Source organism: Lachnoclostridium sp. (assembly GCF_031997925.1).
Classification (GTDB): Bacteria; Bacillota; Clostridia; order Lachnospirales; family Lachnospiraceae; genus Lachnoclostridium.
The window spans coordinates 134,388-154,029 of record NZ_DAMADT010000008.1 but is presented as its reverse complement, the minus strand read 5'-3'; the positions used below and the strand labels follow the sequence as shown (position 1 = coordinate 154,029).

Sequence of the window (19,642 nt, the reverse complement as noted above, 5' to 3'; positions counted from 1 at the left end):
AATCGCTCAATCAAAAATTCCCGAAGTATTGAAAAGACTCGACCGATTTTTACGAGATTTTCGGTATCAATGGCATAAGGAGAACAAATCCTTTGGCTTTGAAATACAATTGATACGTCTTGGCGGATTAAAGGAACGACTTTACTACGCGAAGGAACAAATTTTACTATGGACAGAAGGGGGGATAGAACGGATCGACGAATTAGAAGAGGAGAGACTTCCATTTGCTTATTTTGAACAAGAAGATGGAAGTAGACTAAATTATAATTTGTGGAACGTTATTGTATCACCGGCTGTTATGGGATGAGGTTAGACGAAATTTAAAAGGAGGATTATATCATGATCAACAAGAAATTTAAGAAAGTTGTATCTATGCTCTTAGTTGGCGCAATGGTAGTTTCTATGGCTGCCTGCGGTAAAAAGAGTGATGACAACAAAAAGGGTAATGAAGGTAATAATGAAGGCAACAATACTCAGGTTGAAGCAACAGCAACTCCTGCTCCAGAGAAGGAAGCTGCAAAATCTTTAGCAGATTATCCTAAGGTTGATTCCTTTAATTACTACAGTATTGGTGCAGGTATTACGGATGAAGAGTTCAATGCACTTGAATTGGCTAAATTAGTGGAAGGGCAAACCGGATACAAGGTTACTTATGCACAGTCCCCTGCTGATCCGATGGATGCGCAGACTGCAGTCACTAACATCTTTATGTTAAAGCAGGACTACCAGGCAGTAAAGGTTGGTAAGGATCAGTTCTATACTTTATTGGCTATGGGTGCATTAAAACCTATTACGAAGTATGTGGAAGGTTCTACAAACTTAAAAGAACAGATCTCTGAATTTGGTTGGGGAACTGCATCCAAAGATGGTGAAATTTACGCTATCCCACAGAAAAATGCTTTCGCAACTACTTCTGTTGGTATCTGCTATCGTAAGGATTGGTTAGAGGAATACAATGCAGAAAATCCAAATGCTCAGATTCCAGTCCCATCCGAAGAAAATGGTTATTCCATGTCATTAACAGATTATAAAACAATGTTAACATACTTTGCTACCAAGGTTCCAGCAGGTGGATACGCTATGGCAGTTGATACCAATGTCGTTTACATGGAAAACATCTTACCAGCATTTGGCATTTACAATGAATGGGCAGATATTAATGGAGAACTTACTTATGTAGTAAATCAGCCAGGTTTTGCAGAATATGCAGCATATATGGAAGACCTTTATGACAGTGGATTAATTCTTTACCAAGCAACTTCTGATGATGCAGGTGCAGTGAAATCACTTCAGACTAGAAATGTAGGTGCTGGACGTATTGCACACTGGAATGCATATGCAATCGAAACTACGAATGCAAAAGAAGGAACAGATCTTTCTACTTATACAGATGATAGCATTGGCTATATTTCCGCACTTGTTCCAGATGATTGCAAGGGAGATAAGAGTAAAGTTAGAGTTTTTGCAACAGAAGGTTATTCTTACTACACTGTAGTTCCAAACTTTGCTACAGAAGAACAGGCAGCAGCTTATGTTGATTACGCAGATAAGAAATTAGATAAGGATTTCTTCCTTAAGTTAGTACTTGGTACAGAAGGTGATACTTATAGCATTGTGGATGGTCAGTACTATCCAATTCTTCCAGCGTTCAATGATAAGCAGGGCTTCTCTGATAAGTTCATTGATGGTACAAGAGAAAATGACTATGCAGCATACTGGTTATGTCGTGTTAGAAAGACAGAAGCACAGAATAAGATGTTTAGCCAATCTAACTACAATATTGGTGCAACAGGTATTCAAAACCCAGTAACTGTAATGCCTCCAAACGAAGCTTATGACACATATTACAATGCAGCAAATATTGAAGTTAAGAATGCAATTGTAATTTCTATGTTCGAAAAGAACGTTCCATTTGATTTAGCAGCAATTCAAGCTAAATTCGATGAGTTTGAAGGTAAGGCTGTTACAGAATCAGTAAATAACTGGTATGGAACTTGGGATATGAAAGATCAGTTTAATCCAGTAAAAGCAAGATAATTTTAGCATAAAAGGTGCGTTTTATGCATCATCAATCTGGTTATCGTAAACATGATTTTGTTTCGATAATAGGAATTATAATGGTTGGGGCATTTGCTAAGGAATAACTGCAACAGCCCCAATCTTTCAAAATTGCATCACCTGAATACGTAGGTGCCTGACAAAAGGGGTAAGGCCACTACGTATTCTGGTGATGGAACTTAAGGAGGTTAGGATATTGAAGAAAGTTAATCAAAGGACAGGTAAAGAAAGCTTTCGTACTCAGATGAAGCAACACGGTAATTTATTCATCTTCTACATTCCAGCAGTGGTGTTTGCTATATTATTTTCCTACATACCGATGGCTGGTCTTATCATGGCTTTTAAAGCGAATCCGAATCTTTTGGGAAGTTCATCCGCAGTACGAGGTATATTAGATGCAAAATGGGTTGGTTTTGATAACTTTATTAAGATATTTAGTAAGCAAGAAGTAATCAATGCATTATGCAACACCTTAATTATCAGTACTTTAAAAATTGTAATCGTATTCCCAATTCCAATCGCGTTAGCAATTCTCATCAACGAAATGCGTGGTAAAGTAGTCCGCAAGTCATTAGAAGTATCGATGTATATTCCTTATTTCTTATCTTGGGCTACCATTGGAGGTATCTTCATTGCCTTATTAAATAAGGATACTGGTTTTGTAAATAACGTGTTAGCTTATTTTGGACATGACCGTGTAGGTTTTGTTACAAGTAATGATACATTTCGTTCTGTAATAGTAACAACAACTGCGTGGAAGGATATTGGATGGAGTACCATTACTTATATGGCTGCAATCACAGCATTAGATCGTAATCAAATTGAAGCTGCAAAAATTGATGGTGCAAGTAAGTGGCAACAGATTCGTTATGTTACCCTACCTGGAATCATGCCGGTTATTGCTGTTATGTTAATTCTTAGAATTGGTTCTATTATGAATGCAGGTTTTGAACAAGTATTTGTTTTCTATTCACCATACATTCAAGCAAGCGGTGATATCCTTGGAACTTATACTTATCGTTTGGTAAGGGAAGCAGCGTTGATTCCACAATATGCGTTATCAACTGCTGTAGGATTCTTTAACTCAGTTGTCGCATTAATCTTAGTGGTCGGTGGTAACTTCATCTCTAAAAAGTTCTTCAACCGCGGAATATGGTAGGAGGGGTCATAGATGAAAAAGAATAAAGTAAAAGTTCATTTAACCAAAGAAGAAAGAATCAAAAATCATATCCGTAGGGCGATGCTTCTTTGCCTTATGGTATCCCTCGGTATCTTATTTGCACAATTTATTGATAAACGCTTTAGCGAGAGTGCAAAGCGCGGAATGGACATTGCCTTTGTAATCCTATGGGCTGTTATGGCGGTTGAGAGCGTAGTTCGTATTCTTCGTATTAGTAAGAAATCAGGATTTCACGAATATTTTAAATTTGATAAGGCAGAGTTTATTTATCTTTTGACATCTGCAGTGATAGTTCCAGCATCTTTATTTGTACCAAGTCTTCTTGGGGCTAGAATTATCTGTATTTTTAAGTTACCGAATGTACTTCGCAGATATAACGATGAGAATGTATTTCAGATTATAGCAAAAGGAATTGCAATAATATTAATACTTTTCTTTTTTGTTCCGTTTTTAAATGTATTTGCAAGTGCATTATCAGCACCAGGTCAAATCATTAACATTGTTCCAAAAAACGTTGATCTCTTTGCGATGAAATACGTTCTTTCAGACAAAGCCTTCCTTCGTTCCTTTGGAAACTCGATTTTTATTACTTTAGTTGGTACTTTAATATCTGTTGTTTCTATGGGGATGGCAGCTTATCCACTTTCTAAGCCACATATGCCACTTAGAAAAACAATGATGTTGTTCTTTATGATAGTAATGCTTTTCTCAGGTGGTATTGCACCAAATATATTACTGGTTAATGCACTCGGCATAATGGATACCATCTGGGCATTAATCTTACCATCTGTAGTTATGGTTTATTACCTACTGTTATTAAAAGGCTTCTATGAAAGCATCCCGGTGGAATTAGAAGAATCTGCGAAGTTAGATGGTGCAAGTAATTTTAGTATACTTTTTAAGATTATTATGCCAATTGCTTCTCCTATGATTGCAACAGTATCCTTCTTTACTGCAATCAGCTACTGGAATAACATTAACAGTTCAATTCTTTATATAACAAATAACAAATCCATCTATCCGGTTCCTATGTACATTAAAAACTTCCTTGGCCAAAATCCAATGGAGATTGCGATGAACAACCCAACCTTATTAACTTACTGGGATGGAATCAAGATGAGTTATGTATTAATGTCAATTGTTCCAATTGCCATAGCCTACCCATTTATCTTTAAATATTTAAAGAATGATGTGTCAGCGGGTGCAGTAAAAGGCTAAAAAGAAATCATGTGCCTGCGTTACCTTCGGCTAAAATACGATGCACAAAACGCAGGAATGGAGGTAAATATGAAGTATGATATAGCAATTATAGGCGGTAGTTTAGGTGGAGTTCAAGCTGCTATCAGTGCAGCAAAACAAAACAAAAAGGTTTATCTGTGCGAAGAAACAGACTGGATAGGTGGCCAATTAACATCACAGGCAGTTCCACCAGATGAACATCCATGGATTGAGGAATTTGGAGCAACTAAGCGTTATTTGGACTTTCGTAAATCCGTCCGTGACCATTATCGTAGAATACCGGAATTTAAGGAGGAAGTAAGACAAAAGGAATGTTTCTGTCCTGGGAACTCTTGGGTATCTCGTGTTGCACACGAACCTAAGGTAGCACTTAAATTATTTGAAGATATGATTTCTGAGTATCAAAAGGATGGACGTCTAACCGTTGAATACTTCACAGTTGCAGTTGATAGCACTGTAGAAAACGATACAATAAAAAGTGTTACAGTGAAGAACCTTCAAACGAAGGAAAAAAAGGCTATTGAGGCTGAGTATTTTCTTGATGCTACGGATTGTGGTGACTTGTTACCAATCGTTGGTGCAGAATATCGTACCGGTGCGGAAAGTAAGGAGTTAACAGGAGAGTTACATGCACCTGAGGTTTCGGACCCTTATGATATGCAGCCAATTACCTGGGTAGCTGCGCTTGAATTAAATCCTGACGGGGATTATAAAATGGAAAAGCCAGAAAAGTATGACTACTTTGCAAGCTTAGGTGTTCCATACGATGACAATTTACTATTTAGCTGGTATATGGCAGATGCTCATACACAGAAGAAGACATTTCTTCCGATGTTTGACGGAGAGTATGATGGGTATCCCCTTGGACTTTGGAGCTATCGTAGAGTTATAGATACAGCGAATTATACCGATGGAAGAAAAGAAGTCACCTTGTTAAACTGGCCACAAAATGATTTTGCACTAGGTAATGTATTTGATGATAAGGATGCAAAAGAAAACTTAGAATTATCTAGACAGCAGACACTTTGCTCTATTTACTGGTTACAAAACGAAGCTCCTAGAGCTGATGGAGGGAAAGGCTATGCAGTAAAACTTCGCCCAGACATCATGGGAACCGAGGATGGTCTAGCAAAGGCTGCTTATATTAGAGAGTCCAGAAGAATTGTAGCTAAGAAAACAATTTGTGAGCAAGATGTAAGTAAGCGAAATAATGAACTTCCACCTAAGTTAGCAGATTCTGTAGGTGTTGGGCATTATGCAATTGATATTCATATGACCACGAAATCACATAGCTTTTTATACGATGCTACGTATCCATTTGAGATACCATTATCCTCAATGATACCAGTACGTATAAAGAATCTGTTACCAGCTTGTAAAAATATAGGTTCTACCCACTTAACGAGTGGATGTTATCGTTTACATCCAGTAGAATGGAATGTTGGTGAGGTAGCAGGTTATGCAGCAGCATATTGTATTGACCATAAAGTTACATTCGAAGAGTTATTAACTAGCGAATTAAAGACATTCCAAGAGGAACTTGAACGTGAAGGTGTACAGCTTCATTGGGATTTTAGTAAAATGTCAGTATAAGGCGCAGTGGGGCCTGTGAGATTCTTTCATCAATCTTAATAGGTATAAAAAGATGCGCAGGGACTAAAGATGATAGCTTGGCCCTGCGTATCTTTAACACAAGCTTAATATGCGCATACGCGCAGGAATGAGGTAAAAATGAAAAATACAAAGAAGGTGGTCTTATTACCGTTAGATGAGCGACCATGTAATTTTAAATTTCCTTATCAGATTTTTCACAGTGATGATTTTATTATAGATAGGATAGAACCGTTAGGGGATAAGAAGATACCAGCAGATGTCCGTGAAGTTTCTCGGATGTTAAAGGAAAAATGTAAAGAAGCAGATATTGCAGTTTTGGCGATGGATACTTTACTTTATGGTGGACTAATACCATCCAGACTTCATCATTTTAATAAAGAAGAGGTAATGGAACGCCTTAATCTACTACGTGAAATCAAGAGCCAAAATAATAAGTTAAAAATCTATGCTTTCCAGTGTATCATGCGTTGTCCTAAATATTCTAGCAATGATGAGGAACCAGACTATTATGAATATTGTGGGGAGCAGATACATCAATTAGGAAATGCTATTCACAAAGAAAAATTAGGGATTCCTAGTGAATCTGAGGAAGAAGTTCTTTCTCAGACCAAGAAAGAACTACTTTCTCAGACCAAGAAAGAAGAACTTCTTTCTCAGATCAAGACAGAGGATTTAAAAGATTATGAAAATCGTAGGGAGTTTAATCTTTCCTTTAATCTTGAGGTTTTAAAGCTGGCGAAAGAAGGAGTTCTAGAATTCTTAATTATACCGCAGGATGATTCAGCTCCTTATGGATATACAGCAATGGATCAGGTTTCTGTACGTAAAGAAATTTTAGAAAGTTGCCTTTCTGACAAAGTTATAGTTTATCCTGGAGCAGATGAGGTAGAGATGACCTTACTATCTCGTGCTATGAATGTGGTTATGGAAAAGCGTCCGAAAGTATATGTAAAATATGCCTCCGTTCATGCTCCTTACTTAATTCCTTCTTATGAGGATAGATCCCTTGGGGAGACTGTTAGATATCATATTATGGCTGCTGGATGTATCCAGGTGGATAGCGTGGCAGAAGCGGATTTTGTTCTTGCCTTATCTGCACCGAGGGGAAAGATGCTAGAGGCTGCAAGTCAGCCTGCATCCAATACAGACTATGATGTAGAACGCAATCTTACTGAATTTGTATATGCGATTGAAACATTTATTTCTGAGGGGAAACCAGTTGCAATTCTTAACCAAAAAGAGTTATTATTAAAGGTAGCAGGATATGCTGGTTGGAATACCTCATCGAATACGATAGGTACTGCATTGGCTGAAGGGGTTAAATACCTCTATTATGGAAGCAATAAGAAACATATGGAGTTTTTACTTCTTCGATATTTAGAAGATGCAGGTTACTGTGGATTCATTAGAAAAGAAATCACCGAGAAAGAATTGCCCGCATTAGGAATGAATTATTTTGATATCAAAGAACAGAACGGTGTTGTTAGTGAACTGGTAAAGAAATATCTACAACATTTTGCAGATACAAAACTTACATCAATCGCGAAACATATTCTGATTGAGGATATAAAAATGCCATGGCGCCGTATGTTTGAGACAGACATTACGGTATCATATCGATAAAATCTTGGGAGGCTTACTATGAATCAGAACAAAGACATACTTGACCAAATTAGAGGGGGCTTGGTGGTGTCTTGTCAGGCATTATCAACAGAACCTTTATATAGTTCTTATATTATGAGCAGAATGGCATATGCCGCACAGCTTGGTGGAGCTGTCGGCATTCGTGCCAATACACCGGAGGATATTATAGAAATTAAGAAAACTGTGAATCTTCCTGTTATCGGTTTATATAAGCAGGTATTTGAAGACAGCGATGTCTACATAACGCCAACGATGGAAGCTGTTCGTGATATTGTAGCTGCAAACGCGGAGATTATTGCAATCGATGCAACGGACCGCTTACGTCCACATGGAATCTCTTTGGATGCCTTTTTTAAAGAAGTAAGAGAGATGTATCCGAATCAATTGTTTATGGCTGACTGTGCCACTTATGAAGAGGCAATCCATGCGAGGGAGATAGGATTTGATTTGGTTGGCACAACCCTTTGTGGTTATACAGAGCAAACAAAAGGTGTAGCGATTCCAAATTTTGATTTGTTGCAAAGGTTAGCAAAAAATAGTAAAATTCCAGTAATAGCAGAAGGAGGCATTTGGTCACCAGAGCAATTAAAGCAAGCATTGGAATGTGGAGTACATGCAGCAGTTGTAGGTACTGCAATTACTAGACCAATGGATATCACAAAACGTTACGTACAAGCAATTCAAAAATAGGGGAGGTACTTATGGCAGAAGGAATATTTGCAAGAATTGAAAGTTCATATTCAAAATTTACAAAATCAGAGAAGATAGTGGCTGATTTTGTCTTTGAAAATCCGGAAAAGGTATTATATACATCGATTACAGATCTAGCTGAGATTTGTGGAGTTGGGGATACTACGGTATTTCGTTTCTGTAAAGCGCTCAAGTTAAATGGTTATCAGGAGTTTAAGATGTTTTTGGCACAGGATATTGCAGTGAGAACAGGCTCTGATTATACCATTAATGGCTCGGTTAGTCAGGATGATGATATACAAACTATATGCAAAAAAGCATTGGCTGTTGACATCGCTGCTCTAACGGAAACATTTGAGGGCTTAAACTTTGAAGCTGTAACGAAGGTAGTGGATATGATATCCGGTGCGAACAAAGTTCAATTTTTTGGTATGGGTTCCTCTGGCGTTATTGCGCTAGAAGCGAAGATGAAGTTTATGAGAATTCTTCCGAATGTAGAACATATAGCGGACTGCCATATGCAGTTTATGTCTGCTGCACTTTTATCAAGCCGCGATTTGGCGATTATTTTCTCTTACTCTGGGTCTACAAAAGATTCGATAGAGATTGCTAATCTCGCAAAATCCAATGGCTGTAAAGTAGTCAGCATTACAAGATATGTCAACTCACACCTTGCAAATATATCAGATGTTGTTATCCCATGTGGTTCCAATGAAGGACCTTTAGATGGTGGTGCATCCTCTACTTCCATGGTACAATTTTATATTTTGGATATTTTGTATTTATTATATTTTACAAAGCATTATCATCAATCGAAATTAAACAAAGCGAAGACAACGGAATCCATTTCATCTAAGATTTTGTAACTTGGAATGGATGGACTTTTTATGCCCATCGGTGGGCTTTTTCGTTAAATTGGAGGCAAAATGAAAGATTGTCAGGTTCACATCGAAGGTTTGTGCATAGAAACCGCGTTTATATACGATTTCACTAGTCATGGAGAATTATTTCCGATTGATTATGTTTCTATAGAAGCAAAAGAAGGTAATAAAGATGCAAATAATAGCATTCCAATAGATAGGAATCGAAAAGATAAGTTACACCTATTAACAACGGATCAATTAAGTAATCTAACTCGAACTACGCTTTCAAATTCTCTAGTGATTTGTATCGATGAGAATCAAGCGGTATCGGAATCCTTATTTGTTATTGAGGGTGAGGTTTATAGTAATGAAATAGGTTCCTCTGCTTCACTAGAGAAAATAAAAACTGCCAGTGTAGCTATGATTGTATATCTCGAGGGAGATTTAACAACGTTAAAGAATTCTCTAGTAAGCCAGGATAAGAATATAGCGTTAGGAGAGAACAGTTCATTTGCTAAGCAGGTTTTTGAGAGCTTTTTAAAAGGAGATGTTGTTCGTTATAAGCTAGGAGTAAACTATATCAATACTCTTGATCTCGCATCTCTTATTGCAAAACGTATGGATTCTACTAGCGTATTTCTTACCATGGATTCTAAAGAATATGCAACAGTCGAAGAGGATACCTTCTTATTGGAAGGAAAGTTAGAACATTTTCATAAGGAAAAGAAATATGAATTAAGGATTGTATACGGAGATGGTAGAGAAGAGTCATTTAAAGAAATGAAAGCTTCAGTTACAAGTGATAGGTTCTCAGTGTCCGTTCCATTAACTCTTGGTGCAAACTATATCGACTGTACATTGCTAGAAGATGGAGTAGAATTATCGGATTCGAAGCATACGCATATAGTTTTTTATAAACAAGCAAGGAATCAACCAAAAGAAATTATCATGTGGGCAGAACAGTATGTAAATGCGGAGACCACCAAAACAGTGGAAAGAATAGAAGCCTTGATTCAGACAGCAAAGGATGCTGGCATTACAGCTTTTGCACTTGATGTAAAGGGATGTGAAGGGTATGCGGCTTATAGGAAGGCTACCTTAACCAATGTAAAATATATGACAGAAACTACAAATCCAAAGAAAGCCTTCCATATGGAGATTGATTTCTTAGAAGAGTTTGTAAAAGCTGCACATGCGAGTGGATTAAGAGTTTATGCAAGTTTTAACTTCTTTGTAGAAGGAAATATCGCATCGAATGATTTTGCAATCGATTTGCCAAATACTCATCCAGATTGGGCAGAGGTACTTCATGTTCCAGAGGATCAAGGGGAGTTAAAAAGCGTATTAGAAACCAAAAGAAACTGCATGTTATGCTATGTGAATCCAGCAAATAAAGAGGTTCAGGATTTTGAGCTATTGCGAGTAAAGGAATTATTAGATCACTATGAAGTCGATGGCGTTATTATGGACCGTACAAGATATGATAACCAATATGCGGATTTTAGTGAAGTTACTAGAATTCAGTTTGTAGAGTATCTTAAGAATAAAGGAAAAGAGTTAGTTCATTGGCCGGGGGATATTTATTCCTTTGATGCGGAGCAAAAGATGATTTTTGGACCGTTATATCTAGATTGGCTTACCTTTAGAAGCAGTATAATTCAAGGTTTTGCAAAAAGATTAAGAGGAATAGTTGACGAATATGCAGAAAATCAAGAGAGACCAATTGCTTTAGCAGCTTATGTTGGATCTTGGTTTGACTTGTATTATCAAAATGGTGTGAACTGGGGAAGTAAGGACTTTAGATATAATGAGAGACTGAATTTCCCTGTTTCAAAGCTTTATACCGAAGAATACAGTAAAACTAGCTATGTAGATTATATTGATTTCCTTATGATCGGCTGCTACTATGATACTTCAGAGATGATTGAAAAGTATACAACCATCGGTAATATCGTAACAAATAATCAGGTTCCAATGATGGCATCGATGAGTCTTCCAGATCTTAATACCGAGGAATTATTAAAAATCGGAACGAAAGCTTGTATCGATTTCAGTGACGGAACAATGATTTTTGATTTGTGCTATACTGATTGGAATATGTTAAGACCTGCTTTGAAAGCTGCACTTACTAAGTAATTAAATAGTGATAAACAAGGAAAAAGTTCTTCGTGAATTTTCCCTTGTTATGGATTAACACCCTATGGTAAAGAAACCATAGGGTGTTTTGCTGTAGGAACAAAAAAGAAACAGTCCCCTAAGGAACTGTTTCTTTTTATTCTAACAAATAAGATAGTAACTATTTTATTTGCATTAAATTACTTTGGATTACTCAGCCATCTTTACAAGTCTAGCATATTTCTCCGCAGCATCCTTCTCAGCCTTTGCAAATAATTCAGCAGCTCTTTCTGGATTTGTTCTGCTAAGTCTGTTGTAACGAACTTCGCTCTGAAGGAATTCTTGGTAGCTAGCCTTTGGAGCCTTAGAATCTAACACGAATGGATTCTTTCCATCTTCCTTTAAGTTAGGATTGAATCTGAATAAGTGCCAGTAACCAGCTTCAACAGCACGTTTCTCTTCTGTCTGAGCACCTGTCATACCGCCCTTGATACCATGGTTGATACATGGAGCATAAGCAATAATTAAGGATGGACCTGGATAGTTCTCAGCTTCTGTGATAGCCTTGATACACTGATTGTAATCAGCACCCTGAGCGATCTGTGCTACATATACGTAACCATAGCTCATAGCGATTGCAGCAAGGTCTTTCTTCTTAACTTCCTTACCAGCAGCAGCGAACTGTGCAATAGCACCGGTTGGTGTAGCCTTAGAGGACTGTCCACCTGTATTGGAGTAAACTTCAGTATCGAATACCATGATGTTTACATCCTGACCGGAAGCGATTACGTGGTCAAGACCGCCGAAACCGATGTCGTAAGCCCAACCGTCACCACCAAAGATCCATTGAGACTTCTTAGCTAAGAAGCTCTTGTTCTTTAAGATGTTTTCTCTATCTGCATTGTCACATCCGCAAGCTTCTAATGCAGCAACTAAATTCTTAGTAGCAGGAGCATTTGCAGTGGAGTTATTCTGTGTTGCAAGGAACTCTTCAGCAGCAGCCTTAACATCAGCACTTGATGAATTAGCAATTAAGTTCTCTGCAGAATCGATAAGGCGTTTTCTAAGAGCTGTTTGAGCTAATTGCATACCGAAACCGAATTCAGCATTATCCTCGAATAAGGAGTTAGCCCAAGCTGGACCCTTGCCTTCTTTATTAACTGTATATGGTGTAGAAGGTGAAGAACCACCCCAGATAGAAGAACATCCAGTAGCGTTTGCAATGTACATTCTATCACCATATAACTGAGTAACTAATTTAGCGTAAGGTGTTTCACCACATCCAGCACAAGCTCCGGAGAACTCAAGTAATGGCTGTTTGAACTGGCTACCCTTAACAGTTGTCTCTTTGAATTTCTCAAGGATTTCAGCAGGAGTTTCTAATGATGCAGCATAATCAGCGTACTTCTGATCATCGTAGTGGTTCTCAAGTAAATCCATGCTAAGAGCTTTACTACCCTTAACTTCTGGACAAACATGAGCACAGCTTCCACAACCTGTACAATCAAGTACGGAGATAGTGATAGCAAACTTCTTGCCTTCTACTTGCTTCATAGTAACCATCTTCATGCCTTCAGGAGCATTAGCAGCTTGTTCCTCAGTCATAACAACTGGACGGATAACTGCATGAGGACATACATAAGAACAAAGGTTACACTGTAAACAGATTTCTGGATTCCATACAGGAACGTCGATTGCAATACCACGTTTCTCGTATGCAGCTGTTCCTAGAGGTACAGTACCATCTGCATCCTTAACGAAAGCAGAAACTGGAAGACTGTTACCGTCCTGAGCATTTACCTTGTGAAGAATTGTGTTAACATAATCAAGAACTTCTGGTCTACCAACAGTTGCTTTAGCAGCTAAGTCCTCATCGGTAGCGTTAGCCCATTCAGCAGGAACTTTAATTTCAACGATACCTTCAACACCACGGTCGATTGCGGTATGGTTCATCTTAACGATGTCATCACCCTTCTTAGAATAAGAAGCAGTAGCAGCATCTTTCATATATTTTACAGCATCCTCAATAGGAATGATGTTAGCTAATTTGAAGAAAGCAGCCTGAAGGATAGTATTGATACGTCCACCAAGACCAACTTCTTTACCAATCTGGATACCGTCGATGGTGTAGAACTTAATGTTGTTCTGAGCCATATAACGTTTTACCTGACCAGGAAGGTTCTTCTCGATTTCTTCCATGTTCCAAGAACAGTTAAGGAGGAATGTACCATTCTTCTTAAGATCTTGTACCATGTTATATCTTCTAACGTAAGCTGGCATATGACATGCAACAAAGTCAGCTTTGTTGATTAAATAAGTGGATTTGATTGGGCTATCACCGAAACGTAAGTGGGAGATAGTAACACCACCGGATTTCTTGGAGTCATAATCAAAGTAAGCCTGAGCGTACTTATCTGTATGGTCACCGATAATCTTGATGGAGTTCTTATTAGCACCTACAGTACCGTCAGCACCAAGTCCCCAGAATTTACAAGCTGTTGTACCCTTGTTTGCTGTATCTGGATTCTCTGCAATATCAAGAGAAAGATGAGTTACATCATCGTTGATACCAATAGTGAACTTCTTCTTATCCTTGTTGTTATAAACAGCAATAATCTGAGCTGGTGTAGTATCTTTAGAACCTAAACCATAGCGGCCAGTTAATACAGGAAGATTAGTAAACTGTGTATCCTTAAGAGCAGCTACAACGTCTAAGTATAAAGGCTCACCAAGAGCACCTGGCTCTTTTGTTCTATCAAGAACAGTAATCTGCTTAACAGATGCAGGAATAGCCTCTAATAAATGCTTAGCGGAGAATGGTCTGTAAAGACGAACCTTGATAAGACCAACCTTAGCACCACTTGCATTCATATGGTCGATTGTCTCTTCGATAGTATCGCAAACGGAACCCATTGCAATGATAACATGCTCTGCATCAGCAGCTCCGTAGTAGTTGAATAATTTATAATCAGTACCGATTTTAGCGTTAACCTTATCCATGTATACCTGAGTAAGTTCAGGAATTGCATCATAGTATTGGTTACAAGCTTCTCTTGCCTGGAAGAATACGTCAGGGTTCTGAGCAGTACCTCTTTGAACTGGGTGCTCTGGATTTAAAGCTCTGTTACGGAATGCATCTACAGCTTCCATATCAGTCATTTCTTTTAAATCTTCGTAATCCCAAATAGCGATTTTCTGAATTTCGTGTGAAGTTCTAAAACCATCAAAGAAATGGATAAATGGAACACGGCCTTCGATAGCTGTTAAGTGAGCTACAGCACCTAAGTCCATAGTTTCTTGAACATTACCGGAGCAAAGCATAGCAAATCCTGTTTGACGACAAGCGTAAACGTCGGAATGATCTCCGAAGATAGAAAGTGCATGACTTGCAAGAGCACGTGCAGAAACGTTAATAACGCCAGGTAATAACTCACCAGCGATTTTATACATATTAGGGATCATTAATAATAAACCTTGGGATGCGGTGTAGGTAGCTGTTAATGCGCCTGCCTGCAAGGAACCGTGAACAGCACCTGCAGCACCTGCTTCAGATTGCATCTCGGATAACAATACTTCGTGTCCGAAGATGTTCTTTCTTCCCTGAGTTGCCCACATATCTGTGTAGTCAGCCATTGGTGAAGATGGTGTGATTGGATAGATTGCCGCTACATCGGTAAATGCATATGACACGTGAGCCGCAGCGGTATTACCATCCATGGTTTTCATTTTTCTAGCCATGTTTGAATATCCTCCTTATATAATGGTAATTGTAGCTTTCATCAATTACCTAGGTTTAATGTATTTTAAAAAATACCTACATAAAAGAGTATCACTAAACCAATAAATAGTAAAGGCTTTCTTTTGTTTTAAAAGTGAAAAATAAGTGAATTCTACAAATATATAAAGAAATTTAAGGAATTATTAATGGAATATGTAAAAAATGGTAAATAATGGGTCTGTTTTTTTACTTCTATTATAATAGGGAAAGAACTCAAATTAGAAATAATCATTCCAAAAAATAACAGTAACTACCTAAATATAACAAGTATGATTTTTAAATATTCTGTCATACTACTTCCATACAATTGAAAACTATGTATGAAATTCAATTCTTGGACATATAAATGAACAAGAAGATGTGAGGTTAAAGAAGTAGACCAGGTCATAAGTGAACCAAATGTTTTTATGGGGAGAAAGAAGGATTTGTGTCGATAAGGATTTCATAATATATCCCTTTGGTCTTGTTGACAAGAGGTTTTGAATACGATATAATACTTTGAATATTGGTATTATATCGTTTTTATGCTTATTAGCTAGACTGCAGAGATATATTCACAAGAGAATAATGTAGTATGGAGGAAGGGTATTTTAATGGCGGAGAAGAAGAATATTTTGACCTATGAAGGACTGAAACAATTAGAGGATGAATTACAAGATTTAAAAGTAAACAGAAGAAAACAAGTTGCTCAGAAAATCAAAGAGGCCAGAGAACAAGGTGATTTGTCAGAGAATGCAGAATACGATGCAGCGAAAGACGAGCAAAGAGATATAGAGGCAAGAATCGAAGAAATCGATAAGATTTTAAAGAATGCCGAAGTTGTTGTAGAAGATGAGGTTGACGTTGGTACCATAAATATTGGTTGTCTAGTTAGAATCTTAGATATGGAATTTGACGATGAATTATTATACAAGATTGTAGGTTCTACCGAAGCGAATAGCTTAAAGGGTAAAATCTCAAATGAATCACCAGTTGGTAAAGCATTAATCGGCGCAAGAAAAGACGATGAGATTGAAGTCGAGATCAATGGCAACATCTTTAAATATAAAGTTCTTGAGATTCAGAAATCGAATTAAGATTTATAATGGCTGCAATGCGCAGAGAAAAGAGCGACCACAAGAGGTGCAACAGCATTTTAAATGGTCGCTTTCTGCAATATAGTTGCGGATAAACGGAAAGGATGAAAACAGTGGCAGAGGAGAATAAGGTTCAAAACGCAAATAATGTGCAAGATGTAAATGAATTAATTAAAGTAAAAATGCAAAAGCTTGCTGATTTACAAGAAGCAGGAAAAGATCCGTTTCAGATTATGAAGTATGATGTGACTCATCATACTATGGATATCAAAGAAAACTTTGAGAATGTAGAGGGTCAGATTGTAGCGATTGCTGGTAGAATTATGACAAAGCGAGTAATGGGAAAAGCCTCCTTTATCAATATTCAGGACAAGCTTGGTAATATTCAATCCTATATTCAAAGAGACAGCATAGGTGAGGAAGAATACGCTGGATTTAAGAAGTTCGATCTCGGTGATATCGTAGGTATCAAGGGTGAAGTATTCAAAACACACGCAGGGGAAATCTCTGTACGTGCAAATGAGATTATTCTATTATCAAAATGTTTACAGGTATTACCTGAAAAATTCCATGGTTTAACAGATACAGATACAAGATATCGTCAAAGATATGTTGACTTAATGATGAATCCAGAAGTAAAAGAGACATTTATTAAGCGTTCCGCAATCATTCGTGAAATCCGTAATTATTTAGATGGAGAAGACTTTATTGAAGTAGAAACTCCAGTTTTAGTTAAGAATGCAGGTGGTGCTGCTGCAAGACCATTTATGACACATCACAATTCTTTAGATGAGGACTTAAACTTAAGAATTTCCTTAGAGTTATATCTAAAGAGATTAATTGTTGGTGGCTTAGAAAGAGTATATGAAATCGGTAGAGTGTTCCGTAATGAAGGCTTATCTGTACGCCACAACCCTGAATTTACTTTACTTGAGTTATACCAAGCATACACAGATTATAACGGAATGATGGATTTAACAGAAAAATTATTCCGTACTGTAGCAGAGAAAGTGCTTGGTACAACAAAGATTTCTTATGAAGGTGTTGAAATCGACTTAGGTAAGCCATTTGAACGTATTACTATGGTAGAAGCAGTAAAGAAATATACAGGAATTGACTTTGATCAGATTAAGACAGAGGAAGAAGCTAAGGCACTTGCAAAAGAGCGTCATGTTTCCTTTGAAGACAGACATAAAAAGGGCGATATCTTAAGCTTATTCTTTGAAGAATTTGTAGAAGAGCATCTAATACAACCAACCTTTGTAATAGATCATCCAGTTGAAATATCCCCTCTTACAAAGAAGAAACCAGAAAACCCAGAGTTCACAGAGCGTTTTGAGTTATTTGTTACTAAGAGAGAAATGGCAAATGCATACTCCGAGTTAAATGATCCAATTGATCAAAGAGAACGTTTTGTGGCACAAGAAGCATTAAAAGCTGCTGGAGATGAAGAAGCTAACTCCATGGACGAAGATTTCTTAAATGCATTAGCATATGGTATGCCTCCAACAGGTGGTATCGGAATTGGAATCGACCGTCTCGTTATGCTATTAACGGATTCTTCCGCAATACGTGATGTATTGTTGTTCCCTACAATGAAAAGTTTAAGCTAATAGCGAATTGGATATAATTTAACCTAATCAGGGAAATATCTCGCTTCAACAAGCGAGGGACTTACCTGTTTCATAATGCCACGTAGTGGCAATGAGGTTATGAGCAAGTAGCGTAAGCGAATTGCGAATACAGAACCACGATAAGAGGTTGTTACACAGTACAAATCATTGCAAGTGATTTCTTACAATGCGAAGGGGCATAGGAAGATACAACTGCCTTACTGTGTAACAACCTTTTTCTAGCCTAATTAAGGTAGTTTTCTTTCACACTTGAAAACATGCCTTCTCAGTAGTTCGGAAGTTTTCGCCGAGGATGACGCAGGCACAAACTTCTGTGTCTTCTTCTTTATTTTATGATTGACAAGTTATATACTTATTAAGTTTGTAATAACATAAGAGAAAGTAATAAAATGAGGAATTTTAGATGAAAAGAAGTAAGAAGATTAGTACAATTACCAAATTATTACTTATTATTATATTAGTAATTGGACAGTATCTATATACAACAGACCAACGAAGACAAACAGAAGAAAATAAGGAAACAACTGCAGAGGTTACGGACGATCCGTTAATGAAGGTTCACTTCATTGACGTTGGCCAAGCGGATTGTATTTTAGTAGAAAATAACAGTAAATACATGCTGGTGGATGGAGGTAATAATGACGATAAAGATGTTATACTGGATTATTTAAATCGTCTTGGTGTAAAAGAGTTTGAGGCTATTATTATGACACATCCACATGAAGACCATATTGGAAGCATTGATACAGTCATACTTAATTACAAAGTAAAGAAAATCTATGCACCAAAAAAAGAACATACTACAAAGACCTACGAAGATGTGTTAAATGCAGTAATGGAGACTGGAAATACACTCCAGGCACCAAAGCCTGGGGATAGTTTTAGTTTTGGTGCGGTTACGGTAACGTTTTTAGCACCGAGTAAGGATTACGGTAATAATTTAAACAACTGGTCGATCGGAATTAAAGTTAGTAATGGCAAACACTCCTTTGTAATGTGCGGTGATGCCGAGAGGGAAGCAGAGGAAGATATGTTAGCTACAAAACTTGATTTAAGTGCAGACGTTTTAAAGTTATCGCACCACGGAAGTGATACTTCTTCAACGAAAGAGTTTGTAAAGGCAGTAAATCCAAAGTATGCGGTCATTTCTGTAGGAAAAGACAATACCTATGATCATCCAAGTAAAAGTACGATTAAGATGCTTAAGGATAATAAGATTAAATATTTTCTTACGGATGAACAAGGTACTATTGTAATAACATCGGATGGAGAAAAATTAATAAGCAATGTATCACCGATGCAATAACAACCAATTCCATAAGACTTGAAAGCAAAAAAATGCAAGGAGCTTGTTTATGAAATATATAATTGATAGATTTGAAGGAACCTACGCAGTCTGCGAGGATGAGACGAAAAATATGGTAAATATCCCAAAGTATAAGCTTCCAATGGAAGCAAAGGAGGGAGACCCCCTCATTGATGACGATGGTATCATTCGAATCGATGATAAAGAAGCAGATGAACGTCGTAAAAAGGTGAATCAGATGATGAATAAGTTATTTAAATAAAATGGGAATGTATTACAGAATATTTAAATTTTTAAAAACTATCGATATTCAAAAATCATTGTGATATAATATTTACGTTACACTGCCTGTATTATGCGGTAATTGCTTTTTTGCGAAGATGGAATATATCAGTTGAATTAGGTGAAAAATAAAAGTAACTGTTCCTTTTCATTCTGAGGGGAC

At 37.3% G+C, this 19,642-nt stretch carries 13 protein-coding genes and 1 pseudogene; 13 read left to right on the top strand and 1 reads right to left on the bottom strand.

The window, feature by feature from the left end; all coding sequences use genetic code 11:
* From RTP52_RS07990 to RTP52_RS07950, 9 genes and pseudogenes are all read left to right on the top strand, one after another.
* Positions 1–307: pseudogene (locus RTP52_RS07990) on the top strand (hypothetical protein); the annotation flags it as partial.
* 32 nt (positions 308–339) lie between these two features.
* On the top strand, positions 340–2,037 hold the full coding sequence (locus RTP52_RS07985) for a hypothetical protein (RefSeq protein WP_312370347.1): 1,698 nt from the start codon (positions 340–342) through the stop codon (positions 2,035–2,037).
* 217 nt (positions 2,038–2,254) lie between these two features.
* The gene (locus RTP52_RS07980) at positions 2,255–3,217 is read left to right on the top strand and encodes an ABC transporter permease (RefSeq protein WP_312100399.1); all 963 of its coding nucleotides are present in this window, start codon (positions 2,255–2,257) and stop codon (positions 3,215–3,217) included.
* Between the two features lie 12 nt (positions 3,218–3,229).
* On the top strand, positions 3,230–4,456 hold the full coding sequence (locus RTP52_RS07975) for a carbohydrate ABC transporter permease (RefSeq protein WP_312370344.1): 1,227 nt from the start codon (positions 3,230–3,232) through the stop codon (positions 4,454–4,456).
* Positions 4,457–4,525: 69 nt separating this feature from the next.
* Positions 4,526–6,070 (top strand): FAD-dependent oxidoreductase, encoded by a 1,545-nt coding sequence (locus RTP52_RS07970; protein WP_312370342.1) that lies wholly within the window; start codon positions 4,526–4,528, stop codon positions 6,068–6,070.
* A 138-nt stretch (positions 6,071–6,208) separates the two neighbouring features.
* Entirely contained in the window at positions 6,209–7,714 is a 1,506-nt protein-coding gene (locus tag RTP52_RS07965) for a DUF4127 family protein (RefSeq protein ID WP_312370339.1), read from the top strand.
* Positions 7,715–7,732: 18 nt separating this feature from the next.
* Complete coding sequence (locus RTP52_RS07960) at positions 7,733–8,425, top strand: N-acetylmannosamine-6-phosphate 2-epimerase (RefSeq protein WP_312370336.1); 693 nt, start codon at positions 7,733–7,735, stop codon at positions 8,423–8,425.
* Between the two features lie 11 nt (positions 8,426–8,436).
* Entirely contained in the window at positions 8,437–9,291 is an 855-nt protein-coding gene (locus RTP52_RS07955) for a MurR/RpiR family transcriptional regulator (RefSeq protein ID WP_312103157.1), read from the top strand.
* A gap of 60 nt (positions 9,292–9,351) precedes the next feature.
* Positions 9,352–11,424, top strand: a complete 2,073-nt coding sequence (locus RTP52_RS07950; protein WP_312370333.1) for a family 10 glycosylhydrolase — start codon at positions 9,352–9,354, stop codon at positions 11,422–11,424.
* A 189-nt stretch (positions 11,425–11,613) separates the two neighbouring features.
* Here RTP52_RS07950 and nifJ read toward each other — a convergent pair whose 3' ends face one another.
* Positions 11,614–15,141, bottom strand: coding sequence for a pyruvate:ferredoxin (flavodoxin) oxidoreductase (gene nifJ, locus RTP52_RS07945; RefSeq protein WP_312103152.1), 3,528 nt, complete (start codon positions 15,139–15,141; stop codon positions 11,614–11,616).
* Positions 15,142–15,774: 633 nt separating this feature from the next.
* Here nifJ and greA point away from each other — a divergent pair.
* The 4 genes from greA (at position 15,775) to RTP52_RS07925 (ending at position 19,459) form a co-directional block, all read left to right on the top strand.
* Positions 15,775–16,257: a transcription elongation factor GreA gene (gene greA / locus RTP52_RS07940; RefSeq protein WP_312103149.1), complete on the top strand. Its 483-nt coding sequence runs from the start codon at positions 15,775–15,777 to the stop codon at positions 16,255–16,257.
* Between the two features lie 104 nt (positions 16,258–16,361).
* Positions 16,362–17,870, top strand: coding sequence for a lysine--tRNA ligase (lysS, locus tag RTP52_RS07935; RefSeq protein WP_442913530.1), 1,509 nt, complete (start codon positions 16,362–16,364; stop codon positions 17,868–17,870).
* A gap of 424 nt (positions 17,871–18,294) precedes the next feature.
* A complete protein-coding gene (locus RTP52_RS07930) occupies positions 18,295–19,197 on the top strand; it encodes a ComEC/Rec2 family competence protein (protein WP_312370331.1) in 903 nt (300 codons plus the stop codon).
* A gap of 49 nt (positions 19,198–19,246) precedes the next feature.
* Complete coding sequence (locus RTP52_RS07925; RefSeq protein ID WP_312103144.1) at positions 19,247–19,459, top strand: DUF3006 domain-containing protein; 213 nt, start codon at positions 19,247–19,249, stop codon at positions 19,457–19,459.
* Positions 19,460–19,642 lie beyond the last annotated feature (183 nt).